The organism is Clostridium paraputrificum AGR2156 (assembly GCF_000424025.1).
GTDB lineage: Bacteria > Bacillota > Clostridia > Clostridiales > Clostridiaceae > Clostridium > Clostridium paraputrificum.
The window spans coordinates 67,653-94,112 of sequence record NZ_AUJC01000011.1 but is presented as its reverse complement, the minus strand read 5'-3'; the positions used below and the strand labels follow the sequence as shown (position 1 = coordinate 94,112).

The following is a 26,460-nucleotide window of genomic DNA, read 5'->3' as shown; positions in this document are numbered from 1 at the left end:
CCGACTAATCTTTGTAAACAATATCATCTATTATATTACTTAATTAATAACCAAAAAGCACAAGTATTTACATTATTAACTTTTTCGTTAAATATTAAAAGACTATATCAACCAAAATTGATATAGTCTAAAAAATGTTAATATAAATAATCCCACTAATATCCTGGGGAGAGTTGCTGTTACACAATTCAGTGGATATTAGTGGGATTTTAGCGTTTTTTTAAAGTAGTTATTAATCCAGCTTCTTATTAATCCAAGTCATCATTTCTCTTAATTCAGAGCCAACCTTTTCTATTGGATGTTCTGCTTCCATTCTTCTCTTAGCATTGAAGTTTGGTCTTCCAACTTGGTTTTCCATTAGCCAGTTTCTTGCGAAAGTTCCATCTTGAATCTCAGTAAGAACTTTCTTCATTTCTTTCTTAGTATCTTCAGTGATTATTCTATTACCTATCATGTAATCACCATATTCAGCAGTATCAGAGATAGAATATCTCATTGTTGCCATACCACCTTGATACATTAAATCTACTATTAATTTCATTTCATGCATACATTCAAAATAAGCATTTTCTGGAGCATATCCAGCTTCTACTAGAGTTTCAAATCCAGCTTTGATTAAGGCTGTTACACCTCCACAAAGAACTGCTTGTTCACCAAATAAATCTGTTTCAGTTTCATCTTTAAATGTAGTTTCAAGCACTCCTGATCTAGCACCACCAATAGCATTTGAATATGCTAAAGCAATATCCTTAGCATTTCCACTTGGATCTTGATGTACAGCTACTAAACATGGTACTCCTGACCCTTCTGTATATGTTCTTCTAACCATATGTCCTGGTCCCTTTGGAGCAACCATAAATACATCAACATCTTTAGGTGCAACTATTTGACCAAAGTTTATATTAAATCCATGAGCAAATGCTAAAGCATTTCCTGCTTCTAAATATGGAGCAACTTGTTCTTTATATATAGCAGCTTGTTTTTCATCTGGAATAAGCATCATTACTATATCAGCCGCTTTAACAGCCTCTGGTACTGTAGCAACTTGTAATCCATCATTTTCTGCTACCTTCCAAGACTTACTTCCTTCATATAAACCAACTATAACATCTATTCCACTATCATGTAGGTTTAATGCATGAGCATGTCCTTGGCTACCATAACCAATTATTGCAACCTTCTTTCCTTTTAAATAATCTAGGTTTGTGTCTTTTTCATAATACATTTTTACCATTTTTTATTCCTCCTAATATTTATTGAATATCTTCCTCGCTTATTATTTGATTAATTGGTGCACCTGGTGCAACCATAGGAAATACCTTTTTGTCATTATCTATTACGTAATCTATAACTACAGGTCCCTTTGACTTCAAAGCTTTTTCTAAAATACTCTCTAACTCATCCTTTTTAGTTACTCTATAACCTTCTGCTCCAAAAGCTTCTGCAAGCTTAACTAAATCTGTCTTTCTATCTAATGTAGTATTAGAATATCTTCCATCAAAGAATAATGTTTGCCACTGTCTTACCATACCTAAAACATTGTTATTCATAATCACTATAACTATTGGCAAATTATTTTTAACTGCTGTTGCTAACTCATTACAATTCATCATGAAGCTACCATCACCAGCAATATTAATAACTCTACAATCTGGTTTACCAAGTTGTGCACCAATTGAAGCACCCAACCCAAATCCCATAGTTCCAAGACCTCCAGAAGTTATCAATCTTCTAGGAGCATTAAAATCAAAATATTGAGCTGTCCACATTTGATGTTGTCCTACTTCTGTAGATATAATTAAGTTACCTTGATTCAACTTGTTTAATATTTCAAAAAAATACTGTGGAGTTAACTTCTCCTCTTCTTCCTTCTTATAAGCAGTTAATGTTTTTAAATATTCAACATGCTCTAACCACTCTTTATTCTTCTTTTCATCTATATGTGGTAAAATTCTTTGAAGCACTAACTTCAAGTCACCAACTACTGATAAATCAACCTTTATATTTTTATTTATTTCAGCTGGGTCTACATCTATATGAAGAATTTTTGCATTGCTTAAATTTTCCGGATTAGATATTACTCTATCAGAGAATCTTGCTCCTAGCGCAACAAATAAGTCACACTTTGTAGCGCTTATATTTGAAGCTTTTGTGCCATGCATCCCTATCATTCCAGTTAATAACGGATGTCCCTTAGGAACAACTCCAATACCCATCAAAGAATTACATATAGGCGAGTTAATCTTTTCTACTAGCTCAATAACCTCTTCACTAGCGTCTGAAGTAATAGCTCCTCCCCCTACACATATAAATGGCTTCTTAGAATTATTAATTAATTCAATAGCTTCATTAACTTTATCTTCATAAATTAATTTTTCTTTTCTTGCTACTTCTAATGGTTCTAACTTTTTGTATTCTACTTTTTCTACTTGAATATTCTTTGGAATATCAATTAAAACAGGTCCCGGCCTTCCCTCTTTAGCTATATAAAATGCTTTCTTTATAACCTCTTGAAGATCATTTATATCCTTAACTATATAATTGTGTTTAGTAATAGGCATTGTTATTCCTGTTATATCCACCTCTTGAAAACTATCTTTACCTAATAAACTCATAGGAACATTCCCAGTTATCGCTACCATAGGGATAGAATCCATATAAGCTGTGGCTATACCTGTTACTAAGTTTGTTGCACCTGGTCCAGAGGTTGCAATACATACTCCCACCTTTCCAGTAGCTCTTGCATATCCATCTGCAGCATGAGCAGCCCCCTGCTCATGACAAGTTAAAATATGACGTATTTTATCTTGGTACTTATATAACGAATCATACAAATTAATAACTTGTCCACCTGGATAACCAAATACAATATCTACACCCTCATCTATAAGTGATTGAACAACTATATCTGACCCTGTTAAAATCATCCCTCCCCCTCCTTACCATAATTTTTTTTATTTAAATACAGCTCCAGTACTTGCAGAACTTACTAATTTAGCATATCTTGCTAAATATCCTTCAGTAACCTTTGGTTCTACTGGCTTTAATCTTTTTCTTCTTCCTTCTAACTCCTCATCAGAAACCTCTAGTTCTAGTTTTCCTGCATTTATATCAATTGATATAATATCCCCCTCTTCAACTAAAGCTATTACTCCACTTTCAGCTGCTTCAGGTGATACATGTCCTATTGAAGCTCCTTTAGTTGCCCCACTAAATCTACCATCTGTTATTAAAGCAACTTCCTTATCTAGTCCCATTCCAGCAATTGCTGATGTTGGTGATAGCATTTCTCTCATACCTGGACCACCCTTTGGTCCTTCGTATCTAATAACAATAACATCTCCAACTTTTATTTGTTTTCCCATAATAGCTTCTATTGCCTCTTCTTCTGAGTCATACACTCTTGCTGGTCCTTTATGTTTTAACATCTCTTTTGCAACTGCTGATCTTTTTACAACTGCCCCATCTTTAGCAAGGTTTCCTCTTAAAATAGCAATACCACCTGTTTCACTATATGGCTCTTCTATTGGCCTAACAATTGAATAATCTTTGACCTTCTTACCTTCTATATTTTCACCTTGAGTTTTACCTGTAGCAGTAATGCAATTTAAATGAATAATATTTTTCTTAGATAATTCATTTAAAACTGCTCCAATTCCCCCTGCATAATAAAGATCTATAATATGCGTTTGTGATGCTGGTGCAAGGTGACAAAGATTAGGTGTTCTACTAGAAACCTCATTTATAATATCAAGATTTATTGGTAATTTTGCTTCATTTGCTATAGCAGTTAAATGCAATACAGAGTTTGACGAACAACCAAGCGCCATATCGCAGGCTAATGCATTTTCAATAGCTTTTTCAGTTACTATATCTCTTGGTTTTATATCTTTTTCTAAAAGATTCATTACTGCCATACCAGCTTGCTTTGCTAATCTAATTCTTTCTGAATAAACAGCAGGTATTGTACCATTTCCAGGCAAAGCTAATCCTAATACTTCTGCCAAGCAATTCATTGAATTTGCTGTGAACATTCCTGAACACGAGCCGCAAGTTGGACATGCATTATCTTCTAGCTCCTTTAAATCTCCCTCAAGCATTGTTCCATTTTCATATGCTCCTACAGCTTCAAATACAGTTGTTAAAGAAACATCTGTATCTTTAAACTTTCCTGGTAGCATTGGACCTCCACTAACAATTACAGCTGGAATATTTAATCTCAACGCTGCCATCATCATACCTGGAACAATCTTATCACAATTAGGTATTAACACTAATGCATCGAATCCATGAGCTTTAACCATACACTCAATTGTGTCTGCAATAAGCTCCCTAGTTACTAAAGAATACTTCATTCCTTCATGTCCCATAGCAATTCCATCGCAAACTCCTATAGTTGGAAATACTAGTGGAGTTCCACCTGACATAAGTACTCCTTTTTTTACACCTTCAACAATTTGATCTAAATGCACATGCCCTGGAATAATATCATTTTGTGAGGTTACTACTCCTATTAGAGGTCTCTCTAATTCTTCTTCAGTAAGACCTGCCGCTTTGAATAGTGACCTGTGCGGAGCCCTTTGAGGACCTTTTTTTACAACGTCACTTCTCATATTTTACATCCCCTTTTCTATCTCACTTAAAACTAACTTTGTCATTTCTTCAGTACCAACAAGTTTCATACCTTCACTCATTATGTCTCCTGTTCTATATCCTGATTCTAAAACTCTTAAAACAGCCTTATCTATTAATGCAGCCTCATCGTCTAGTTTAAATGTGTGCTTAAGCATCATACTTCCTGAAAGTATTGTAGCAAGAGGATTTGCAATTCCTTTACCTGCAATATCAGGTGCACTTCCATGTATAGGTTCATACATACCAAAACTATTTTTCCCTAATGATGCTGATGGAAGCATACCAATAGATCCTGTTACCATACTTGCTTCATCTGATAATATATCTCCAAACATATTTGAAGTAACTATTACATCAAATTGTCTTGGATCTCTTACCATTTGCATTGCTGCATTATCAATATATAAGTGATTTAATTCTACTTCCGGATAATCCTTAGCTACATCTTCCACAATTCTTCTCCATAACCTTGAGCTTTCAAGTATATTTGCTTTATCTACTGAAGTTACCTTCTTCTTTCTCTTCATTGCTGAGTCAAAAGCAATTTTAGCAATTCTTCTAACCTCTTCTCCGTTATATCTTTCAGTATCATATGCTGCAGGAATTCCATCTACAGTAGTTTGTCCTCTATCTCCAAAGTAAATTCCACCAGTTAATTCTCTTACCACAAGTACATCTATACCATCACCAATTATGCTTTCCTTTAATGGTGACGCATCTTTAAGTGGTGCATATAACAATGCTGGTCTTAAGTTACAATAAAGTCCAAGCCCACCTCTTAAACCTAACAAAGCTTGTTCAGGCCTTACTTTAGCTGTTGGATTATCCCACTTTGGCCCTCCTACTGCCCCCAGTAATACAGCATCGCTTTTCTTACATGCATCTATTGTTTCTTGAGGTAAAGGATTGCCTGTTTTATCTATTGCACATCCCCCTGCCAATAAATATTCATAATCAAATCTATGACCAAATTTTTCTCCTACTGCATTTAAAACTTTAATAGTTGATTCTACTACCTCCGGTCCAATACCATCTCCAGGTATAACTGCTATATGATATTTCATTTTTTTAACCCCCAATTTATTTATTTCTTATATATCCAATTAATCCGTCATTATCTATTATATTTTGCATAAACTCTGGGAATGGTTCTCCCTTATATTCTTCATTCTTAGTTAGGTTTTTAATTACTCCTGTAGAGAAGTCAACCTCTAGCTTATCTCCATTATCTATTGCCTTAACAGCCTCATCACATTCTAAAATAGGTAATCCTATATTAATGGCATTTCTGTAGAATATTCTTGCAAAAGTTGAAGCTATTACACAGCTAACCCCTGCTGCCTTTATAGCTATAGGTGCATGTTCTCGTGAAGATCCACAACCAAAATTTTTATTTGCTACAATAAAATCTCCATCTTCCACATTCTTAACAAACTCTTTATCTATATCTTCCATACAGTGTGCAGCAAGTTCTTTATGCACTGAAGTATTTAAATATCTTGCTGGAATTATTACATCTGTATCTACATTATCGCCATACTTAAAAACTTTTCCTGTTACTTTCATTTCAAACTCCCCCTTATACTAACTCTGGATCTGTAATCTTTCCTGTTATTGCAGATGCAGCTGCCACAGCTGGACTTGCTAGATAAACTTCTGATTCTACATGACCCATTCTTCCTACAAAGTTTCTATTAGTTGTTGAAACAGCCCTTTCACCAGCTGCTAGGATTCCCATATGACCACCTAAACATGGACCACATGTTGGAGTTGAAACTACAGCTCCTGCTTCTACTAAATCTTTTATAATTCCTTCTTCTAATGCTTGAAGATATATTTTTTGAGTTCCCGGGAACACTATGCATCTTATTCCCTTCTTAACTTTCTTACCTTTCATTATGTCTCTTGCTACTCTTAAATCTGACATTCTACCATTTGTACAAGACCCTATAACTACTTGATCTATATTTACATCTCCCACATTATCTATAGTTCTTGTGTTATCTGGTAAATGAGGGAAAGAAATTGTTGGTCTTAAAGTACTTAAATCAATTTCATAAACCTCATCATATTCTGCATCACTATCAGCTTCATACTTTTTCCATTCCCTTGAAGCATGCTCTTTTAAATATTCTTCTGTTTTTTCATCTACAGGAAAAATTCCGTTTTTTCCACCTGCCTCAATAGCCATATTAGCCATTGTAAATCTATCATCCATAGAAAGATATTCTAATCCATCTCCTACAAATTCCATTGATTTATATAAAGCACCATCTACACCTATCATTCCAATGATATGTAAGATAATATCCTTACCGCTTACCCATTTAGCTGGTTTATTCTTCAACACAAATTTAATCGCCGATGGAACCTTAAACCAACATTGTCCTGTAGCCATTCCAGCTGCCATATCTGTAGAACCAATTCCTGTTGAAAATGCTCCTAATGCACCATAAGTACAAGTGTGAGAATCTGCACCAATTACTACATCTCCTGCTACAGCTAGTCCTTTTTCAGGAATTAAACAATGCTCTATCCCCATTTCACCAACCTCAAAGAAATTTTCAATTTCCTTTTCTTTAGCAAATTCTCTTATATATTTAACTTGTTCTGCAGCCTTTATATCCTTATTCGGAGTAAAGTGGTCTGGAACAATAGCTATTTGGCTCTTGCTAAATACTTTATCAACACCAAATTTCTTAAACTCTGTTACTGCAACTGGTGTTGTGATATCATTACCTAACACTAAATCAAGTTTAGCTTCAATTAATTGTCCTGCCTTTACACTATCTAATCCTGCATGTGCTGCTAATATTTTTTGTGTCATTGTCATTCCCATTTGTAAATCATCCCCCTTAAAAATATGTTCTTGCTTTTCTTTCAATATCTTTTATAAGCTTATATTCAATAGAATCCACTAGAGCTATCCAACTTGCTTGAATTACATCTCTTGACACCCCAACTGTACTCCAATTTTCTACCCCATCAGTAGACTCTATTAATACTCTTACTTTTGCGCCTGTAGCACTCTCAGAATCTAAAACCCTTACTTTATAGTCAACAAGCCTTACATCTTGTAATTGTGGATAGAATACATCTAATGCTTTTCTTAAAGCTTTGTCTAATGCATTTACAGGCCCATCACCTATTGCTGCATTCATCTCTTCTTTCCCATCAACTGTTATATTTATCATTACAGAAGAACTAAACTCTTTATCCCAAGAAGGTTGTTCTGAAAATACTTTAAAGTAATTCAACTTAAAGAACGGTTTATATTTTCCTATAATTTTTCTCATTACCAGTTCTACAGTACCCTCAGCACCTTCAAATTGATATCCTTCATATTCTAATTCCTTCAATTTATTTGTAATCTTCTTAACTTCTTCACTATCTTTAGATATATTAGGAAATATCTTTTGAACTTCTGAATATACAGTACTTTTACCACTAACTTCAGATATCAAAAATCTTCTCTTATTTCCTACTAACTCTGGTTTAATATGTTCATAAGACTTAGGTGCCTTACAAACAGCATCTATATGCATTCCTCCCTTATGAGCAAAGGCTGATCCTCCTACATAAGGTGCTTCATCTTGTAATGTTATATTTGAAATTTCAGCTATGAATCTAGCAACGGTTGTAAGTTTAGAAAGGTTATTATCATCAATAACCCTATAACCCATTTTCAACTTTAATGTTGGGATGATTGTACTTAGATTTGCATTACCACATCTTTCACCTATACCAATGAAAGTTCCTTGAATTTGATTAGCCCCAACTTGTGCTGCCACGATTGAATTAGCTACCGCCATCCCCATATCATCATGACAATGTATACCTACGTTGCCCCCTATTATATTTACTACCTCTTTAGTAATATTTCTTATCTCGTCTGGTAAAGTTCCCCCATTTGTATCACATAAAACTACTGATTTTGCCCCCGCTTCAGCAGCTATCTTTACTGTTGAAATTGCATACTCTTTATTTTGCTTATATCCGTCAAAAAAATGTTCTGCATCAAATATCACTTCTTTATTTTTACTTACCAGATATTTAATTGTGTCCCCAATCATATTTAAATTCTCATCTAGAGATGTTTTTAATATTTCCTTCACTTGGAAGTCCCATGACTTACCGAATATAGTAACGACTGAAGTTTCAGCCAACAATAAATTTTTTATATTTTTATCTTCACCTACTTCGGTATTAGGTCTTCTAGTAGAACCAAAAGCCACTATTTTAGAATTCTTAAGTCTTTCGCCCTTTAATCTCTTAAAAAACTCCATATCTTTAGGGTTAGATCCTGGATTTCCAGCCTCAATATAGGTAACTTCTAAATCATCTAGTACCCTAACTATTTTTAACTTATCCTCTAGAGAGAAAGATATTCCTTGACCTTGTGCCCCATCTCTCAAGGTGGAATCAAATATATCAATCTTTCTCTGCCCCATATATAATGCCCCCTTTATTTATTGCTAATTAATGATTCCTTATATTTTTGTCCCCTCTTTCAAGAGCTGTTACCCCTGTTCTTACCAACTCTTGTATTCCATACTCTTCCATAAGTTTTATTAATGCTGTTATCTTACTCTCGTCACCTGTTAATTCTATAGTTAGAGTATCTACTGACACATCAATAATCTTACTTCTAAAAATAGTAACTATTTCATTAATTGCCGCTCTCTTTTCAGCATCTGCTTTAACTTTAATCAAAACAAGTTCTCTATACACAGAATTTCCGCTTTTTAAGTCGATGACCTTGATTACATCCTCAAGCTTATCTAATTGTTTTTTCACTTGTTCTAAAGTGTCATTGTCCCCAACTATCGCAATAGTCATCCTTGAGATTTTTTCATCTTCTGTTCTTCCTACAGTTAGACTATCTATGTTATAGCCTCTCCTTGAAAATAATCCAGAAACTCTACTTAAAACTCCTGATGAGTTTTTTACCAAAACAGATAACACATGCCTTTGTTCCATATAGCCTCCTCCTTATTAAAATATATCCCCAATAATACTAGATAAAAGGTATAAAAATACCCACCCTTAATGATATGAACCATAAGAGGTGGGATAAAAATCCGCCTGAAATATAATATCACTAGGTTCCAACAAACCCTTGCATATAACGGATGCACACCGGATATCGCTTACTCATTCTAAAAGAACTTTCTGGATTCAGCTCTGGAGTGATAATTATTTAAATAAAGTATCGATTCGCACCTACCATCGACTCTCTGAAACCTTCTTGCTTAAATAAACGTCTCCTTCATAGCGATTAATTTCCATAAATGTTTTGTTGATAAAATTTTACTATTTCATCCATGTATTGTCAATGAATCAAATTTACTTTTATAAATTTGTTAGTGAAATCCTATTCTTATTTTATCTTTTAAGATTTCTTTAGATATAATTAATTGTTTTTTGACAATTCATCAATTAATCACATACTTATTTGTATTATAGTTAAATATTTATATATCTTTTTTATTATAATATTATTACTTTTGCAACTTTATTACCATTTAGTTAAACTTCTTTTCTGATTTTGTTAAATCTGCTATATAGTCAAACTTTCTATCAAAGCAATACAATAAAAAACCGTACTTCATTTAATCATAAAGCACGGTTTACAATTCTACTTATTTAACTTTTTTTACTTACTACTCTTCTCTTCAATCATATTAGCTAAATTATGGGCTAATTCATCAATTTCAGTTTGATTTTCTCCCTCTAGCATCACTCTTACTAAAGGTTCTGTTCCTGAAGGCCTTATTAAAACTCTTCCTTTTCCATGTAATAATTCTTCTATTCTATTTATTTCATCTTGTATTTCTTTATCTTCCAAATAAATATTTTTCTTATTGTTAGGTACAGTTGCATTAGCTAACACTTGAGGAAGTTCTTTCATTATTGAACAAAGTTCACTTAATGTCTTTCCTTCTTTCTTAACTATTGATGCTATTTGAAGAGCCGTAACTAAGCCATCTCCAGTTGTATTGTAATCTAAGAATATAATATGTCCAGATTGTTCTCCACCTAAAACATATTTTCCTTTAATCATTTCTTCTAATACATATCTGTCTCCAACCTTAGTTTTTAATGTATTCATTCCTAATTCATTGCATGCAATATCTAATCCTAAATTACTCATTACTGTAACTACTAAAGTATTGTCTTTCAATCTATTAATTTCCTTTAAGTGCTTTCCACATATAGCAAGGATGAAATCACCATTTATTAAATTTCCTTTTTCATCTACTGCTAAGCATCTATCTGCATCTCCATCAAATGCAAATCCTATATCGCATCCCTTTTTAACTACATACTCCATTAATTCTTCTGGATGTGTAGAGCCACATTTCTCATTAATGTTAGTCCCATCCGGATTATCATTTATTACATATACATCTGCACCTAATTCCCTAAATGCTCTAACTGATGACATATATGAAGCTCCATTTGCACAATCTAAAGCAACCTTTAAGCCATTTAATTTAAACGGTATAGTATTTTTTGCAAACTCTATATAATCGTCTAATGCTCCAACTTCTATTATTTCTCTTCCTAATTGTGTTCCTACAGGACTTGGAACACCTTCAAAATCACTTTCAATAACTCTTTGAATTTCATCTTCTAATTCATCAGATAATTTATATCCCTTATCATCAAAGAACTTTATTCCATTATACTCAACAGGATTATGTGATGCTGAAATCATTACCCCTGCATCTGCTCCATATTCTCTAGTTAAATGTGCTACTGCTGGTGTTGGTACTACTCCTAAAACAACTGCTTCAGCTCCTACTGATAGTATTCCTGCAACTAAAGCTGCTTCTAACATATCCCCTGATATTCTTGTATCTTTACCTACTAATATCTTTGGCTTATGTGCACCCTCAGTTAAAACATACGCACCAGCTCTTCCTAAATTATAAGCTAGCCTTGCATCCAATTCAGTATTTGCAATACCTCTTACTCCGTCTGTTCCAAACATTCTACTCATAATTTACCTCTTTTCATTAAAAGTACTCTAATTTCTTAAGTTTCTATAATTTAGTATAATCATTGCCCTCAATATTGGCAACACTATTCCTCGTCTTTTCTTATTCTTTCAAGTAATAAACTATAGCCATCGCTACCATAATTTAAACATCTATTTACCCTACTTATAGTAGCAGTACTTGCTCCTGTTATTTCAACTATCTCTGTATATGTCTTTTTTTCATTTAACAGCTTAGCCACATGCATTCTTTGTGCTAAGGATTTTACTTCATTTATGGTTGCAACATCCTCAAAAAAATTATAACACTCTTCTAAATTTTCAAGTTTGAGTATAGCTTCAAAAAACAAATCCATCTCTTTACTTTTTATCTTTGAGTTTATCTCACTCATTTTATTCACTCCTTAGAATAATATACTAGTTAATTATACTCTAAGCTTTTACAATTCACAACTTCATATAGTTAAAGCAAGATTTATTTTATACTTCTGTATTCCTACTGCCCTCTGGATTAGCTAAAGAGTTTAATCCTTCTAACCTTAAATCTTGATAAATACTCATCGTTGGTAATAACCATACCTCTCCTGTTCCACTATATACATTTAATAACCCTTCACCATTAGTAACGCTTCCTATTAAAGAAGATGATTTTTCTACAGTAAACTTAATATTACTAGTTCTTAATACAGCAAAATTACCATCTACCTTTAAGGTATCATTAAATAATTTACATTTAAAAATTTCTGACTCCGGTACAGGAATCTCTAATACAACTATTCCACTTCCAGAAATACTTGTTTGATATATTCCTTCATTTCCGAATAACATTGAAGAAACACTTTTTTGCATGGCTGCCCCAACTTCAACATCTTCTTCACAAGCATAAAACAATCCATCATCAACTATAATTTCTTCATCTTCTAATTCTATTAAGGCAAAATGTCCAAATGACGGCTCTAAAAATATTTCACCTGTTCCTTCATAGGTTGGTTTAAACATAGTTTCACCTGTCAACTTACTATTTAAAAACTTTTTCCCTAATCCAACTACTCCACCTGTTTTAGTCTTTATTTCTATTTCACCCTTCATATAACTTAACGCGCCTGATTCAAGCTTTACTGAACTATCCTCAAGAATAATTCTAACTTGTCTCAGCTTTATTCCACTGTCATTCATTATTTGTAATCCAAGAGCTGTTCCAACATCTGTTGCTCCTTCTAAACGATCAAATTCTAAAATCTGAAACTTCGAATCATTTCTCATCTCTGATAACATAGTCAATTTGTTTTGAATATTCATAGATGTTCTCATAAACTCACCTCAATATTTTTTATCTTAATTTTATCACAAATTTATTCATTGTATTATTAACGAATAAATTATTTCTAATTAGAATTTATCTCGTCAAAATCCGTTCAACACCGCATTTTTACTATTACTTCTTAACTTCTTAAGTTTTTAAGTTCTTAAAAACAAAAAGAAGCTCGTTTAAAACAAGCTTCTTCTATAAGTAATAATTTATTTTAGTAAACCTTCGCCTCTTCTTCCCCACTAAGAACTCTTATAGCTCCTTGTGCTAAAGCAAGTAATTCATCTTCACCTGGATAAATTGTTATTCCAGCTATCCATCCAGCTCTTTTCTTTATAGCTTCAGTAACTACTGGAGAATATGCTATTCCTCCTGTTAAAACTATTTGGTCAACCTTACCTTCTAAGACAGTTGCCATAGCTCCAATATCTTTTCCAACTTGATAAATAAACGCACTAAATAACTCCTTTGCTTCTTCACTGCCTTCATCTATCATTTTTAATACATCTCTCATATCGTTAGTGTTAGCATATGCATTTAATCCACCATTACCAACTAACTTGCTATAAACCTCTTTTTCAGTATACTTACCGCTAAAACAAAGCTTAACTAAATCCCCAGCTGGTACTGTACCTGCTCTTTCTGGAGAAAAAGCTCCTTCTCCATCTAATGCATTATTTACATCCACAACTCTACCATGGTTATGAGCCCCAACAGAAACTCCTCCACCCATGTGTACAACTATAAGATTTAGATTTTCATATCCTTTTCCACTTTCTTTTCCATATCTCTTTGCTACAGCTTTTTGATTTAAAGCATGGAATTTTGACTTTCTTGGTAGTTCTGGAACACCTGAATATCTTGCTATATCTTCTAATTCATCAACAACAACTGGATCAACTATAAACGCTGGTACTCCTATTTCTTTTGCTATTTCATTAGATAATATTCCACCTAAGTTGGAAGCGTGTTGTCCTTGAACTCCAACCTTTAAGTCTTCTAATAATTCTTCAGTTACAGCATAAGTACCACCTGGAATTGGCTTAAGCATTCCCCCTCTACCTACTACTGCATCTAAAGTCTTTATATCAAAATTCTTCTCTTTTAAAACATTTAAAATAACTTCTTTTCTAAACCCTCTTTGTGCATATATGCTATCATATTTTGCTATTTCTTCTGTTGAGTGTCTAAGAGTTTCTTCAAATAATTCCTTTTCATCTTCATACACTCCAATTTTAGTTGAAGTTGAGCCTGGATTTATAATTAATAATTTGTATGACATACCATAACCTCCATTAATTCTCTTGATTATTTAATAGATTCAGCTACAACAGCTGCTAAAGCTATTGAGTTAACCTTTGTTTCAAAGCTATCTGCTCTTGAAGTTAATATAACTGGTGCTGAAGTACCAACAAGTATTCCACCATTTCTGCTATTAGATGTATAAGTTAAAGTTTTATACATTACATTTGCAGTTTCTATATTAGGAAGCATTATAACATCAGCTTTTCCTGCAACTGGTCCTGTTATTCCTTTATGATGAGCAGCTTCTTCTGATAATGCATTATCTAAAGCTAATGGTCCATCTACTACACATCCCTTTATTTGTCCTCTATCATTCATCTTTGATAATAATGAAGCATCTATTGTAGCTGGCATATCTGGATTTACCACTTCAACCGCACAAACTGGAGCTACTTTTGGACATTCTATTCCACATGCATGTGCAACACTAACAGAGTTTTGTACTATTTGTACTTTAGCCTTTAAATCAGGATAAGTATTAAATGCAGCATCAGTTAAGAATATTAACCTATCAAATCCTTCAATTTCAAACACTGATACATGAGACATTACCTTTCCTGTTCTTAATCCAACTTCTTTATTTAAAACACTTCTTAAAAAAGTAGCTGTATCTACTAACCCCTTCATTACCATATCAGCTCTGCCACTAGATACTAGTTGGATTGCAAATAATGCAGCTTTTTTTACATCTGGTTCATGAATAACTTCAAATTGAGTTATATCCATACCTATTGAATCAGCTATTTCTTTAATCTTATTTTTATCTCCTACTAAAATCGCATCAGCAATTCCTTGTTCCTTAGCAGCTTTAATAGCTTCTAATACTGGTTCATCTTGTGCTACTGCAACAGAAACCTTTTTTCTTTTGCACTCTTTTACCCTTGATAATAAATCATCAAAATTCTTACTCATTTTACACACCTCTTATACTTTTTATCTATATTTTTAATTATTTACAAGTTAAACAACATAAAACTATGTTAAATTTATAACATTCATAGTTATACTTATCCATAGATATTAATTCCATTGTAACAAAAAATATCCTGAAAACCGAAGTTTTCAGAATATTTCATTAAATTTCTTTATATTTACCTATAATTTTCTCAGCAACCTTAATTCCGTCTACTGCAGCTGATATTATTCCTCCTGCAAAACCCGCTCCTTCTCCACAAGGATATAATCCTGATGTATTTATACTTTCTAAATTCTCATTTCTTGACATTCTTACAGGTGCTGATGTTCTAGTCTCTATACCTGTAAGTACTGCATCATTCATTCCATATCCTTTTATTCTAGTATCAAATTTAGTTATACCATCTTTTAGAGAATCAACCACATAATTAGGTAAACATTCTCTTAAATCCCTAAATTCAAATCCTGGTTTATATGATGGTGTCACACAGCCTAATTTTTTACTTACTTCATCCTTCATAAAGTCTCCAACTAGTTGAATCGGTGCCTTATAGCCACCGCCACCTAAATTATATGCTAAACTTTCATAATATCTTTGAAACTCCATACCTTTAAGCGGTGAATCTCCATAAAAATCGTCAGGTCCAACAGTTACAACTAATGCAGAGTTTGCATTTTCTAAATCTCTTGCATGATAACTCATTCCATTAGAAACTAATCTATTCTCCTCTGAAGCAGCTGCTACAACCACTCCTCCAGGACACATACAGAAAGAATATATTCCTCTTCCTGTTTTTTCACTTTGATAAGCTAACCTATAATCTGCTGCCTTTAATCTAGGATGACCAGCATACCTACCATACTGACTTTCATCAATCATATTTTGTGGATGTTCAATTCTTACACCTACTGCAAAAGCCTTAGGTTGCATAAAAACTCCTTCTCTAAATAACATTTCATATGTATCTCTTGAACTATGTCCTATTGCTAAAATCAATGCTTCACAAGGAATCTCTTCACCATTTACAATAATGCTCTTTAACTCTCCATCCTTGATATTTACCTTTTCTAACTTTGAGTTAAATTTAACTTTTCCACCTAACCTAATAATTTCTTTTCTTATATTTTTAACTACTCCCTTTAATAAGTCTGTGCCTACGTGTGGCTTCCCAGAATATATTATTTCATCTGGCGCTCCTGCTTTCACTAGTTCTTCTAAAACATATCCACATCTATTGTCTTTTATTCTAGTAGTAAGTTTACCATCTGAAAATGCTCCTGCTCCACCTTCTCCAAACTGTACATTTGATTCTAGATTTAGCTTACAATTCCCCATCCAAAATTCCTCTACAGTTTTTGTTCTAGAATCTACATCTTCTCCTCTTTCAATTACAATAGGATTATATCCGTATTGAGCTAGTCTTAATGCAGAAAATATACCGGCTGGTCCAAATCCAACTACTACAGGCCTATGTTCTAATACTACATTTCCCGATTCAACCTTAACTTCTTCTATGTTATCCTCAATTTTTATATCTTTATCTTTTAGTTTAGATACTATTCTCTTTTCTCCATTACAACTTATATCTATAGAATAATTAAATTTTATATTGTCTTTTTTACGAGCATCAACACTTTCTTTTAAAATTTTAAACTTGAAAATATCTGATTCATTTATTCTAAGTTTTTTAGCTACTTTTCCCTTTAAATTCTCCAATGGTTCTTCTATACTTAAGCTTATATTATTAACTCTAATTGTCATATTCTCACCTTTTCTTATTAGATATCTTTTATTTCCTACTATAACAAAAAAAAAGTGGCTACGCCACTTTTTTAATTGGAAGAATTAATAGTTTTTACTGCAATGTCGTTATAACTACCGTAACCTTTCCACTATTTGTTTTTATGGATACATCCTGTCTATCAATTCCTACTAAAGTTGCTTTCCACTCAATTTCATGATTTCCTTCAACTAATCCGCCAACACTTGCTTCAACTTTAATATTATCAGCTTTTATTGATAATAAAGCTTCTTTTGTCCCTTCTAATACCACCTTTACTGTGTTAGGTGTATACTCATGACTTGTATCAACTCCAATATAATCCACCTTAACATCAAAGCTTTTAGTTACTGGAATCTCATCCTTTATCTTCAAGTTAACAGTTACATACTGCTCATCTAAACTTACTGTTATTCCCTCCGGTATTGATAACTTCAAGTTTACATCTTTACTAGATACTATATCAGATAAATTTAACGGCTCTGTTTCTATATATTTAATATTTTCAACATCCTTAGGATTACCAATAATACTTACTTTACTCTTTGATAATGTTTCCTTCTCTATACTTAATCCATTTTTTAATGAACCTGTATATTTAACTTTTATAGGAACTTCCGTTCCTTTTCCCACCTGCATTTTTAACGTTCCTTTTGACCTATCTAAATTTACACCTTTTACCACAATTCCTTCACTATCTATAGGAATCAACTCATATTCACTTTCAAAGTCTTCTGATATATCTTTAGTCTCTCCAATTAAGGCTACTGATTCTACCTTTGAAACTGCACTTTCAGGACCATAAATCTTAACACTTTGTGGCGTAAATTCTACAGCTCTTTCTACGAAACCTTCTTTAAAAAATGTATCTACTTTAGATACAACATTAACATACTTTTCGGTATACTCTTCTACATTAATTTTTATTGATAATACTCCAGTATTCATTACATTTACATCTTGCGGATAATTAACCACTCTTACTGGAACATTATTTTCACCCTTCTTTAATACATAAGTTCCTAAGTCAGCTGTAACTTTAAAGTCAGCTACTTTGGCAGAATAAACCGCATTTGCAGGTCCCTCTACCCTTAAATTAACAGTAAAGTTTTGATTAGGGGATAATGCCAAATTAGATTCTCTTAGTACCTCTGAATTAATTATATCTACAGGTATATCTTTTATTTCTGAAGATTTATTAGGATTTTCTATGCTAGTTACATAAAGCCATAGACAAAAAGCTAATAAAACGCAAACTAATTGTACTACGCCTCTTTTTTCATTCCCTTTATCCATGTTTTCACCTTCTCTCCAGCACTTTTTACTCTTTTAGCATCTCTGTTTTCCATTATTTTCAAAAGTATAGTTTTTAATTTTTCCTTATCATAATTTCTAGTCAATCTACCATTAACAGCTAATGAAATAACTCCTGTTTCTTCAGATACTACTATAACTAATGCATCTGAATTCTCTGACAGCCCCATTGCGGCTCTATGTCTAGTTCCAAGCTTCTTATTTATGCTATTATTATTTGTTAACGGCAAAACACATCCTGAAGCATGAATTCTATTTCTTCTAATTATTGTTGCTCCATCATGCAATGGAGTATTTACAACAAATATATTTTCTAAAAGATTTGCACTAACCTGTGCATCTATAAGTGTTCCTGAGGATATAATCTCTCCTAGACCTGTTCCTTGCTCTATAGCTATTAATGCTCCAGTCTTAGTAGCTGCAAGATTCTCCACAGCTGTTACTATCTCATTTACTACTTCGTTTCTATACTCAATGGGCTGACCATAATGTATATCTTCAAATGTACTCCTACCTAAATGCTCTAATACCCTTCTAATTTCAGGTTGAAATATTATAATCATAGCTAAAACACCAATAGTAAGTGTTTTGTTTAATATAAAATTCAATGTATCCAACCTTAAAAATAGACTTATTGGAATAAGAGCAAATATGAATACAGTACCTTTTAATAATTGCTCTGCTCTTGTTTCCTTTATCAACATATATCCCTTATAAAAAATAAAAGATACAACTAGTATATCTAAAATAGACCAAATGGTAATATTTTTCACCGTATTAATTATTAATGTTCCTATTTCATTCATTGGTCTCACCCCTCTTCTTAATCACTATTTAAATTATACACTAATTTACCAATTCTTAATATAATCGAGATTACAAAATTATGATTTTTTTTAATTAATCATACTATTTTACATAAATAAATAATATAAATCTTATATAGAACATTTATATCCGTAAAAGGAGGGATAAAAAATATGAAACTAGATAAACTTAACATCAATAAAAAATATATTATTGCAATCATATGTATAATCTTACTCCCTATTGTTATTTTATGCGTAATTAAATTAACACCAAGTAATAGAAATATATCTCAATTAAATAACATAGGAAAAAAAATAGAATCTTGTAACAAAAAACTAAAAGATTGTTTAGATGATAATGGTATAAATTCTGATACCACAAAAGAGACATTAACTAATGAATTAATAGAATTATCAAATATCCAATCTACTTTAGATTCAGCTAATGTATTAGACCAAAATAAAGAATTAAAAACAAAATTATCTGAAACACTTGAATATAATATAAATCTATACCAATTAACATTATCAATTATAAAAAATCCTAATTCTACGGAAATATTACAAACATACAATGAATATACCCAAACATATGAATTACTTAAAAACAATTATGATACACTACATTTATTAGGACTAGATATAGAGTTTCCTTCAGAAGCAGATGAATTTTTTACAACATCCACTACATTTATCAATACCTTAATAAAGCTCAATAGAGAAAATGATATAAAAATAAGTCAAAAAAGTACTTATATACTAAATCTTGAAGAATGCATAGAAGTTCTAAATTCTATTAACGAAGATTTACGTCCTGCTCTAAATAAAATTAGAGAAGATGGTCGTTCTCTTGATAATCTACTTAAAGACGTAAAGGATAAGAGAAGTAAATTTAATGAATTAAAAAGCAAAACTTATTCATTTAGCATTCCTGAAAACGGAAATGAATGTTATCAAGTACTTCAAGACACATTAAACTACTATGAACTATATATAACTTCTCTTGAACATTCCATAGTAGTAGAAAAAACATCTAACGAAAAAGATAAGGATGATAATATAGATATAAACTATGAAAATAGTTTTGAAAAATATGAAGACTTTACTGATAGCTTAAAAGATTTAAAATCTGAGTTGGATAATTTTAATAATAAATAAGTATAAATAATCTTCTTTTGGCAATACTAACACTTGACTGGGTTAGAAAAAGGAGGTTATTTATGAAAAAATTTATGTGCCAATTTACTCTTTGCTTAGCTCTTCTCAGTTTGTTTTTCTCAGCAATCCCAGCTAAAGCAATAGTAATGGGTAACACTTCTAGTTATGACATTACACTAGAGGAAATTAATATAGTAAATAAATTAAATAATATAAATACAGAAGAAACAGTGGAAGTTTTTAATCATGGTCAGGAAAAGATATATATAACACAATGTGATATAGATCTAATGGCTAAACTCGTTTATGCAGAAAGTAGAGGGGAACCTTTCGAAGGAAAAGTAGCTGTAGCATCTGTTGTGCTAAATAGATTACTTAATCCAGGTTTCCCAAATAGTATTGAAGGTGTTATATTTCAAACTAATGCATTTTCTTGCGTTAAAAATAGAGATATTAAAGCTAATCCAGATCAAAGTTGTTATGATGCTGTCTATGAAGCTATTAATGGTACGGATCCAACAAATGAAGCGCTTTACTTCTATAATCCTGCCATAGCTACCTGCTCATGGATGAAACAAACACAAAAAAAAGATACCAAATCAATTGGTAATCACGTATTTTTCAAATGTTAAAAAGAGGGCTTTATACCCCTCTTTTTTTATTCAAAAATACCTTTTTTAATTACTGCTCTGTTTTCTATTAAAGGCTCTCCCTTTCCATACACATCAATAACTGTCAATTCATTTTTATCTACTAATACAAAATCCGCATCTTTTTTAGACTCTATTCTCCCTTTTAAATCTAACTTTAATACATCTGCAATATTAGATGTTATAACCTTAATTGCACTTTCTATAGGTACTTTATGCTCTTGTATTGCAATTTTTACCTCTTCATATAAACTAAAAACAGAACATATTCCCATACCACTTAAGTTTCCTTCACTATCAAATTTAGGTAAACTTCCATTTCCATCTGACGAAAATGTTATTCTATTTAAATCTGCCCCTAAATCATAGGCCATCTTTAATCCCTTACTTGCTCTTACTTCCCCTTCTTCCATATTATCCGGATCACAACTTGTAGTTAAATCTATGAATCCACCTTCTTTAACCAGTTTAATCCCTTCATTAAATAAATCTATATTTCTATTTATGTGAGTTGGTAATAATTGAGATACAGGGATTTCTGTATTTTCTTTTAACTTAAAAATCATATTCAACTTATCACTACCATCTCCAACATGTATATTCACTACTCCAGCTTTATTAGACAATAACCCCGCAACCCTTGATTGAGAAACAACTCTTGTAAACTCTTCAAAAGCTGGTTGAGAACTTCTATTATCTGATATGGCGACTTCACCAACACCAATATATTTATCAATTAACATTATATCTTCTTTAATGCTATTAGTAACTGTTTTTACAGGAATAGAATATGATCCAGTATAGCAATAGCTTGTTATTCCTTCTATTTCAAGAGCTCTAGCTTTTGCTAATAAAGCTCTTCCATCTCTACATACATCATCTGTGCCTAAACAACCTACTACTGTTGTAATACCCGCCTTGGTTAAATCTGTAAACTTAATTTCTGGTGTTCTCGATGAAAATCCATTTTCTCCTCCTCCACCTAGTATATGTACATGAGCATCTATAAATCCAGGAAACATCAATTTACCTTTTCCCTCAATTATCTTTATCTCTATAAAATCACTAGGTATATTTATTTCATCATATATTCCTTCAAACTTGTTTCCTACCACAACTACATTCTTCTTACCTAAATATTCAGGCGAATATACTTCTACATCCCTTATTACAGTTATCACAAAGACACATCCCTTCTAATTAAGCTCTAAGATATTCTGTATATTTTTATTATAATAAATAGATTTTGAGTAGCTCTTTTTCAACTTCTTCGCATAATAAATACTTTTATTAATATCTTTTTCCTTATACATTAATGCTAATTCATACAATACTTCTTCAATATATTCTCCTTTAGAAAACAACTTCTCATATTCTTCATAAAACTTTATTGACTCATCAACATTATTTAATTTTGCTTCAATTACTGCATTAAAAAACAATATATGTGGATATAAATAATTTTCTCTTCCATATATGTAAGCTAAATTCATATCACTTTTTGCGCTCTCATATTTTTTATTATTATAAGATTCCATTCCTCTTTTGTATAAGTAATCAGCACTATTAGCTTCTAAGGCTTCTTTGCCCTTATAATAAAATACTTGTTCTTCTTTGCTTAGGTTCTCTAACCTTACTTTACTAATTATATTATGTAATTCTATATAATTTTTTTCATCTATGTATTTATCTATTTTACTAAAGTCTACAGAACTCTCTTCTTTATTATCTTCTTTTTTAGTATCTTCATTCATATTATTATCATTAAAATACTGCTTGTCTACATTTTCCTGCTGTTTTGCAGAAGATGCATATAAGCTGCTTATTAAAGGTATCGCAATAATTATTAATATAATTCCTATAAAAATTATAACTTTCTTCAAATCTAATAAATTATTGGCCACATTCACTTTTTCATTACTATATGACTCTATACTCTTTTTTATATTATTTGCCTCATTATTAAACCTATCTATTTCTAGAACTTTTATTAAGTAATATGAACTTAAAACATACTCACATTTTTTTAAATAGCACTTTGCTAAAGAGAGATTTACATTTAATGAATTAAAATCACTTTCTCTACATTTCATAAAACTCTCTATAGCTTCATCTATTTCTAATCTAGCTAAATGTTTTTCTCCCTTATTAAATAATTTCACTCTATTATAATCAGCTTTGCTATCTTGAATATAATTTTTTGCAATTTTATCATCATTAAAATCCCAATTAATCTTCCAAGTAGCAACTGCCTCATCTAAATTTCCTTTTAAATATAGTAAAAGTCCTTTTAAATTCAACGCAGCAGAATTTCTTAAATTTAAACTTATTGCCTCTTCACACTGTAATAATGCTTTCTCAAGCTTTCCTTCTTCATAATATTTAATTGCCTTTGAATATAATTTATTGTTATTCTTTTGTTTCATTTAAATAATCCCCCAAAATATAATTCCTAATAAACCTGCTAATACTATTATAACTATAGGATGAATCTTTTTAGAGAATAAACATCCTCCTACAATCAAAGTAACTATAATAGATTTCACATCTACATATGCATCTTTAGCTAATGATATAAATGCATTTATTATTAACGCAATAAGAACAGGCCTCATTCCCAAAAGTGCTGCCTTTAAATATTTAGATTCTTTAAACTTATCTATAGCCTTAGATGCAATAGATACAAGTATAAAGGAAATCACCGTTATTCCTAATGTAGCAAAAATACTTCCTACTACTTCACCAACTTTATATCCTACAAAAGTTGCTGAATTAACTGACACTGGTCCTGGTGTCATTTGAGATATCCCTATTATATCTACAAATTCACTGCTGCTTAACCACTGATGTTTTTCAATAATTTCTCTTTGCATAAATGGTATCATTGCATAGCCACCACCAAAGCTAAACAAACCTATCTTAAAGAATGTGAATAATAATTTTAATAGGATATCCATCATCCCACCTTCTCTCTAAGAAATACCATACCATAAATAGCTGAACAAATAATAACTATAACAGGATGAATATCAAATACTACTAATGCAATTAAAGCTATAATTCCAACTATTAAATTAGATATATTTTTATTTACACCTTTTAATAAGCTTACTACACCAGCTAAAACTAACATAGGTACTGCAGCTGTAATCCCACTAAATATTAAATTTACATAGTAATTATCTCTAAATTGCATAAATACTGTAGCTACAAATAATATTATCATAAAAGACGGTAACGTTACTCCTAATATTGCAATTATACCTCCTATCACACCTCCTAATTTATATCCTATAAATGTTGAGCAATTGATAGCCAAAGCTCCCGGAAAGCTCTGAGATATAACTAACATATCCATAAATTCTTCTTTTTCTATCCACTTATTTTTATTAACAACTTCTTCTTCAATAAGCGGAATCATAGCATATCCACCACCAAATGTAAATGCTCCAATTTTAAAAAAAGAAAAGAACATTTTTAATAACTTTTCCATATTGCTATATAATCTCCTTATTTTTCAACTTATATTCTATCATATAAATATTGTGTGCTTATAATAGATTTTATATTTATATTTTATAAAATAAAAGGTGTTGCTATTCGACAACACCTTTATTCTAAAACTTAATATTCCTATAACCTTCTTTTTCATATATGTAATATAAATCCAAAACATTTTCTATTTTATCAACTGTAGGATAACTTTGCAAAAAAAAAACACTCGCCATATGCGAGTGTTTTTATATTATTCTTGATCTAATATTATCTTTTTAGCATTTAAAATTGATGTAGCACTCATTGAGAACTCATCTAATCCATATTCTACTAATGTTGGAATAGCAGCTTCATCTCCTGCCATTTCTCCACACATTCCTACCCACTTACCATGCTTATGTGCACCATCGATAGTCATCTTTATTAATCTTAATACTGCTGGATGCATTGGGTTGTATAGGTATGATACCTTTTCACTCATTCTGTCAGCAGCTAATGTATATTGTATTAAGTCATTTGTTCCTATTGAGAAGAAATCAACATGCTTAGCTAATTCGTCAGCATATACTGCTGCAGCTGGGATTTCAACCATGATACCCCATTGGATTGAATCTGAATATTCTTTTCCTTCTGCTCTTAATTCAGCTTTACATTCTTCAACAACAGCCTTAGCATTTTGGAATTCTTCTAATCCAGAAATCATTGGGAACATTACGCATAAGTTTCCGTAAACAGAAGCTCTTAATAATGCTCTTAATTGAACCTTGAATATTTCTTTTCTATCTAAGCAAAGTCTTATTGCTCTATATCCTAAGAATGGGTTCATTTCTTCTGGTAATGGTAAGTATGGTAAAGTTTTATCTCCACCGATATCTAATGTTCTGATAACAACTTGCTTACCTTCCATTTTTTCAAGAACGAACTTGTAACTTTCATATTGTTCTTCTTCAGTTGGAGCATTGTCTCTATCCATATATAAGAATTCTGTTCTGAATAGACCAACACCATCTCCACCATTAGCAATAACGCCAAGTACATCCTCTGGTTGACCTATGTTACCACAAACTTCTACTCTCTTTCCTGATTTAGTAGTAGTCTTAACATCTATTAACTTCTTTAATTCTTCTTGTTCTTCTTTGAACTTTTCTTTCTTAGCTTCATATTCAGCTATTACATCTTCTGATGGATTTATTATTACATCACCTGTAATACCATCTACTATTATCTTATCTCCAGTTTTAACAGCTGAAGTAATATCTCCTAATCCTAAAACTGCTGGAATTTCTAATGTTCTTGCCATAATAGCAGCATGAGAAGTTCTTCCACCTATGTTTGTAATAAAACCTACAACTTTACTTCTATCTAATTGAGCAGTGTCTGATGGAGTTAAATCATGAGCAACTACTACAGTATTAGCTTCAGTTATAGCAAATGCATCTGCACTCTTACCAGCTAAGTTAGCAATTATTCTCTTAGATACATCTTTAATATCAGCAGCTCTTTCTCTCATATATGCATCTTCCATTGATTCAAAGATTGATACAAACATATTAGTAACATTGTCTACAGCTTTCATAGCATTTATACTATTTGACTCAATCTCCATAGCCATAGCCCCTGTAAATTCTGGGTCATCTAATAATGTTATATGAGCCTCAAATACAGCAGCCTTTTCTTCTCCCATTTCTGCAGCAGCTTTTTCTTTAATCTTTTCTAATTGAGCTCTTGAAGCATCTAAAGATTTTTGTAAAGCTTCTTTTTCAGCAGCTACATCTGTAACTTTTTGATCTGTTATAACTATTTCTTCATGTTCTTGTAAAAATACAGTTCCTATTGCATAACCTTTTGAAGCAGCAATACCTTTTTTCATAATTAATGATCCTCCTCAAACTATATATTCCACTAATTTAACCATCTCACAACTCTTATTTAAATATATTAATACCCTGTAGTAAACCTTTTACATTATAAATGCAACTATTATTTATTATAACATATTTTCAAAACATGTTAACACCTATTATTTAATTTCTTTCTTTTTTAACATTTCGCATAAAAACTTTTAATATAATTAAATTTTACCCTA

Annotated in this window: 23 protein-coding genes; 2 read left to right on the top strand and 21 right to left on the bottom strand. The window is 31.7% G+C overall.

Features of this window, described 5'->3' with window-relative positions; genetic code table 11:
• Window positions 1-232: 232 nt before the first annotated feature.
• From ilvC to cdaA, 16 genes are all read right to left on the bottom strand, one after another.
• Window positions 233-1,234 (bottom strand): ketol-acid reductoisomerase, encoded by a 1,002-nt coding sequence (gene ilvC / locus G594_RS0112490; RefSeq protein ID WP_027098894.1) that lies wholly within the window; start codon window positions 1,232-1,234, stop codon window positions 233-235.
• 19 nt (window positions 1,235-1,253) lie between these two features.
• Window positions 1,254-2,927 (bottom strand): biosynthetic-type acetolactate synthase large subunit, encoded by a 1,674-nt coding sequence (gene ilvB, locus G594_RS0112485; RefSeq protein ID WP_027098893.1) that lies wholly within the window; start codon window positions 2,925-2,927, stop codon window positions 1,254-1,256.
• A 27-nt stretch (window positions 2,928-2,954) separates the two neighbouring features.
• Window positions 2,955-4,613 carry a dihydroxy-acid dehydratase gene (ilvD, locus tag G594_RS0112480; protein WP_027098892.1) on the bottom strand — a complete coding sequence of 553 codons (1,659 nt, stop codon included), beginning with the start codon at window positions 4,611-4,613 and terminating at the stop codon, window positions 2,955-2,957.
• 3 nt (window positions 4,614-4,616) lie between these two features.
• A complete protein-coding gene (gene leuB / locus G594_RS0112475) occupies window positions 4,617-5,699 on the bottom strand; it encodes a 3-isopropylmalate dehydrogenase (protein ID WP_027098891.1) in 1,083 nt (360 codons plus the stop codon).
• Between the two features lie 16 nt (window positions 5,700-5,715).
• Complete coding sequence (gene leuD / locus G594_RS0112470; protein ID WP_027098890.1) at window positions 5,716-6,201, bottom strand: 3-isopropylmalate dehydratase small subunit; 486 nt, start codon at window positions 6,199-6,201, stop codon at window positions 5,716-5,718.
• A gap of 13 nt (window positions 6,202-6,214) precedes the next feature.
• Entirely contained in the window at window positions 6,215-7,474 is a 1,260-nt protein-coding gene (gene leuC / locus G594_RS0112465) for a 3-isopropylmalate dehydratase large subunit (protein WP_027098889.1), read from the bottom strand.
• 16 nt (window positions 7,475-7,490) lie between these two features.
• Window positions 7,491-9,086, bottom strand: a complete 1,596-nt coding sequence (gene cimA, locus G594_RS0112460; protein WP_027098888.1) for a citramalate synthase — start codon at window positions 9,084-9,086, stop codon at window positions 7,491-7,493.
• A gap of 28 nt (window positions 9,087-9,114) precedes the next feature.
• Complete coding sequence (gene ilvN, locus G594_RS0112455) at window positions 9,115-9,615, bottom strand: acetolactate synthase small subunit (protein WP_027098887.1); 501 nt, start codon at window positions 9,613-9,615, stop codon at window positions 9,115-9,117.
• A 676-nt stretch (window positions 9,616-10,291) separates the two neighbouring features.
• Window positions 10,292-11,641 carry a phosphoglucosamine mutase gene (gene glmM, locus G594_RS0112450; RefSeq protein WP_027098886.1) on the bottom strand — a complete coding sequence of 450 codons (1,350 nt, stop codon included), beginning with the start codon at window positions 11,639-11,641 and terminating at the stop codon, window positions 10,292-10,294.
• Window positions 11,642-11,724: 83 nt separating this feature from the next.
• Window positions 11,725-12,030: a YerC/YecD family TrpR-related protein gene (locus tag G594_RS0112445; protein WP_027098885.1), complete on the bottom strand. Its 306-nt coding sequence runs from the start codon at window positions 12,028-12,030 to the stop codon at window positions 11,725-11,727.
• A gap of 88 nt (window positions 12,031-12,118) precedes the next feature.
• On the bottom strand, window positions 12,119-12,949 hold the full coding sequence (locus G594_RS0112440; RefSeq protein ID WP_027098884.1) for an AIM24 family protein: 831 nt from the start codon (window positions 12,947-12,949) through the stop codon (window positions 12,119-12,121).
• A gap of 212 nt (window positions 12,950-13,161) precedes the next feature.
• Window positions 13,162-14,229 carry a butyrate kinase gene (gene buk, locus G594_RS0112435; protein ID WP_027098883.1) on the bottom strand — a complete coding sequence of 356 codons (1,068 nt, stop codon included), beginning with the start codon at window positions 14,227-14,229 and terminating at the stop codon, window positions 13,162-13,164.
• 26 nt (window positions 14,230-14,255) lie between these two features.
• Window positions 14,256-15,164 carry a phosphate butyryltransferase gene (ptb, locus tag G594_RS0112430; RefSeq protein ID WP_027098882.1) on the bottom strand — a complete coding sequence of 303 codons (909 nt, stop codon included), beginning with the start codon at window positions 15,162-15,164 and terminating at the stop codon, window positions 14,256-14,258.
• A gap of 163 nt (window positions 15,165-15,327) precedes the next feature.
• Window positions 15,328-16,929: an NAD(P)/FAD-dependent oxidoreductase gene (locus G594_RS0112425; protein WP_027098881.1), complete on the bottom strand. Its 1,602-nt coding sequence runs from the start codon at window positions 16,927-16,929 to the stop codon at window positions 15,328-15,330.
• A 94-nt stretch (window positions 16,930-17,023) separates the two neighbouring features.
• Window positions 17,024-18,244 (bottom strand): CdaR family protein, encoded by a 1,221-nt coding sequence (locus G594_RS0112420; RefSeq protein ID WP_027098880.1) that lies wholly within the window; start codon window positions 18,242-18,244, stop codon window positions 17,024-17,026.
• Window positions 18,214-19,068 (bottom strand): diadenylate cyclase CdaA, encoded by an 855-nt coding sequence (gene cdaA, locus G594_RS0112415; RefSeq protein ID WP_027098879.1) that lies wholly within the window; start codon window positions 19,066-19,068, stop codon window positions 18,214-18,216. Before cdaA ends, G594_RS0112420 begins: the two co-directional genes overlap by 31 nt.
• Before the next feature lie 174 nt (window positions 19,069-19,242).
• On the opposite strand from cdaA, the gene G594_RS0112410 reads away from it, so the two are divergent.
• Entirely contained in the window at window positions 19,243-20,229 is a 987-nt protein-coding gene (locus G594_RS0112410; RefSeq protein ID WP_027098878.1) for a hypothetical protein, read from the top strand.
• Window positions 20,230-20,291: 62 nt separating this feature from the next.
• On the top strand, window positions 20,292-20,861 hold the full coding sequence (locus G594_RS0112405) for a cell wall hydrolase (protein WP_027098877.1): 570 nt from the start codon (window positions 20,292-20,294) through the stop codon (window positions 20,859-20,861).
• A 26-nt stretch (window positions 20,862-20,887) separates the two neighbouring features.
• Here G594_RS0112405 and iadA read toward each other — a convergent pair whose 3' ends face one another.
• The 5 genes from iadA to ptsP all read right to left on the bottom strand — a co-directional run bounded on the left by iadA (window position 20,888) and on the right by ptsP (window position 26,244).
• Window positions 20,888-22,060: a beta-aspartyl-peptidase gene (gene iadA, locus G594_RS0112400; RefSeq protein WP_027098876.1), complete on the bottom strand. Its 1,173-nt coding sequence runs from the start codon at window positions 22,058-22,060 to the stop codon at window positions 20,888-20,890.
• Window positions 22,061-22,075: 15 nt separating this feature from the next.
• Complete coding sequence (locus G594_RS0112395; RefSeq protein WP_027098875.1) at window positions 22,076-23,305, bottom strand: tetratricopeptide repeat protein; 1,230 nt, start codon at window positions 23,303-23,305, stop codon at window positions 22,076-22,078.
• Window positions 23,306-23,836 (bottom strand): chromate transporter, encoded by a 531-nt coding sequence (locus tag G594_RS0112390; protein WP_027098874.1) that lies wholly within the window; start codon window positions 23,834-23,836, stop codon window positions 23,306-23,308.
• Window positions 23,836-24,372 carry a chromate transporter gene (locus G594_RS0112385; protein ID WP_027098873.1) on the bottom strand — a complete coding sequence of 179 codons (537 nt, stop codon included), beginning with the start codon at window positions 24,370-24,372 and terminating at the stop codon, window positions 23,836-23,838. Before G594_RS0112385 ends, G594_RS0112390 begins: the two co-directional genes overlap by 1 nt.
• Window positions 24,373-24,624: 252 nt before the next feature.
• A complete protein-coding gene (ptsP, locus tag G594_RS0112380; RefSeq protein WP_027098872.1) occupies window positions 24,625-26,244 on the bottom strand; it encodes a phosphoenolpyruvate--protein phosphotransferase in 1,620 nt (539 codons plus the stop codon).
• Between the last annotated feature and the right edge of the window lie 216 nt (window positions 26,245-26,460).

Excerpts from the sequence above, each read along its gene's own strand:
- cimA (WP_027098888.1), bottom strand. The coding sequence starts at position 9,086 with ATGGGGCAGAGAAAGATTGATATATTTGATTCCACCTTGAGAGATGGG.
- ilvD (WP_027098892.1), bottom strand. The coding sequence starts at position 4,613 with ATGAGAAGTGACGTTGTAAAAAAAGGTCCTCAAAGGGCTCCGCACAGG.
- G594_RS0112420 (WP_027098880.1), bottom strand. The coding sequence starts at position 18,244 with ATGGATAAAGGGAATGAAAAAAGAGGCGTAGTACAATTAGTTTGCGTT.
- ptb (WP_027098882.1), bottom strand. The coding sequence starts at position 15,164 with ATGAGTAAGAATTTTGATGATTTATTATCAAGGGTAAAAGAGTGCAAA.
- G594_RS0112395 (WP_027098875.1), bottom strand. The coding sequence starts at position 23,305 with ATGAAACAAAAGAATAACAATAAATTATATTCAAAGGCAATTAAATAT.
- G594_RS0112385 (WP_027098873.1), bottom strand. The coding sequence starts at position 24,372 with ATGGAAAAGTTATTAAAAATGTTCTTTTCTTTTTTTAAAATTGGAGCA.
- ilvC (WP_027098894.1), bottom strand. The coding sequence starts at position 1,234 with ATGGTAAAAATGTATTATGAAAAAGACACAAACCTAGATTATTTAAAA.
- leuC (WP_027098889.1), bottom strand. The coding sequence starts at position 7,474 with ATGGGAATGACAATGACACAAAAAATATTAGCAGCACATGCAGGATTA.
- G594_RS0112445 (WP_027098885.1), bottom strand. The coding sequence starts at position 12,030 with ATGAGTGAGATAAACTCAAAGATAAAAAGTAAAGAGATGGATTTGTTT.
- G594_RS0112425 (WP_027098881.1), bottom strand. The coding sequence starts at position 16,929 with ATGACAATTAGAGTTAATAATATAAGCTTAAGTATAGAAGAACCATTG.
- glmM (WP_027098886.1), bottom strand. The coding sequence starts at position 11,641 with ATGAGTAGAATGTTTGGAACAGACGGAGTAAGAGGTATTGCAAATACT.
- ptsP (WP_027098872.1), bottom strand. The coding sequence starts at position 26,244 with ATGAAAAAAGGTATTGCTGCTTCAAAAGGTTATGCAATAGGAACTGTA.
- leuD (WP_027098890.1), bottom strand. The coding sequence starts at position 6,201 with ATGAAAGTAACAGGAAAAGTTTTTAAGTATGGCGATAATGTAGATACA.
- G594_RS0112440 (WP_027098884.1), bottom strand. The coding sequence starts at position 12,949 with ATGAGAACATCTATGAATATTCAAAACAAATTGACTATGTTATCAGAG.
- cdaA (WP_027098879.1), bottom strand. The coding sequence starts at position 19,068 with ATGAATGAAATAGGAACATTAATAATTAATACGGTGAAAAATATTACC.
- ilvN (WP_027098887.1), bottom strand. The coding sequence starts at position 9,615 with ATGGAACAAAGGCATGTGTTATCTGTTTTGGTAAAAAACTCATCAGGA.
- G594_RS0112410 (WP_027098878.1), top strand. The coding sequence starts at position 19,243 with ATGAAACTAGATAAACTTAACATCAATAAAAAATATATTATTGCAATC.
- G594_RS0112390 (WP_027098874.1), bottom strand. The coding sequence starts at position 23,836 with ATGGATATCCTATTAAAATTATTATTCACATTCTTTAAGATAGGTTTG.
- buk (WP_027098883.1), bottom strand. The coding sequence starts at position 14,229 with ATGTCATACAAATTATTAATTATAAATCCAGGCTCAACTTCAACTAAA.
- ilvB (WP_027098893.1), bottom strand. The coding sequence starts at position 2,927 with ATGATTTTAACAGGGTCAGATATAGTTGTTCAATCACTTATAGATGAG.
- G594_RS0112405 (WP_027098877.1), top strand. The coding sequence starts at position 20,292 with ATGAAAAAATTTATGTGCCAATTTACTCTTTGCTTAGCTCTTCTCAGT.
- leuB (WP_027098891.1), bottom strand. The coding sequence starts at position 5,699 with ATGAAATATCATATAGCAGTTATACCTGGAGATGGTATTGGACCGGAG.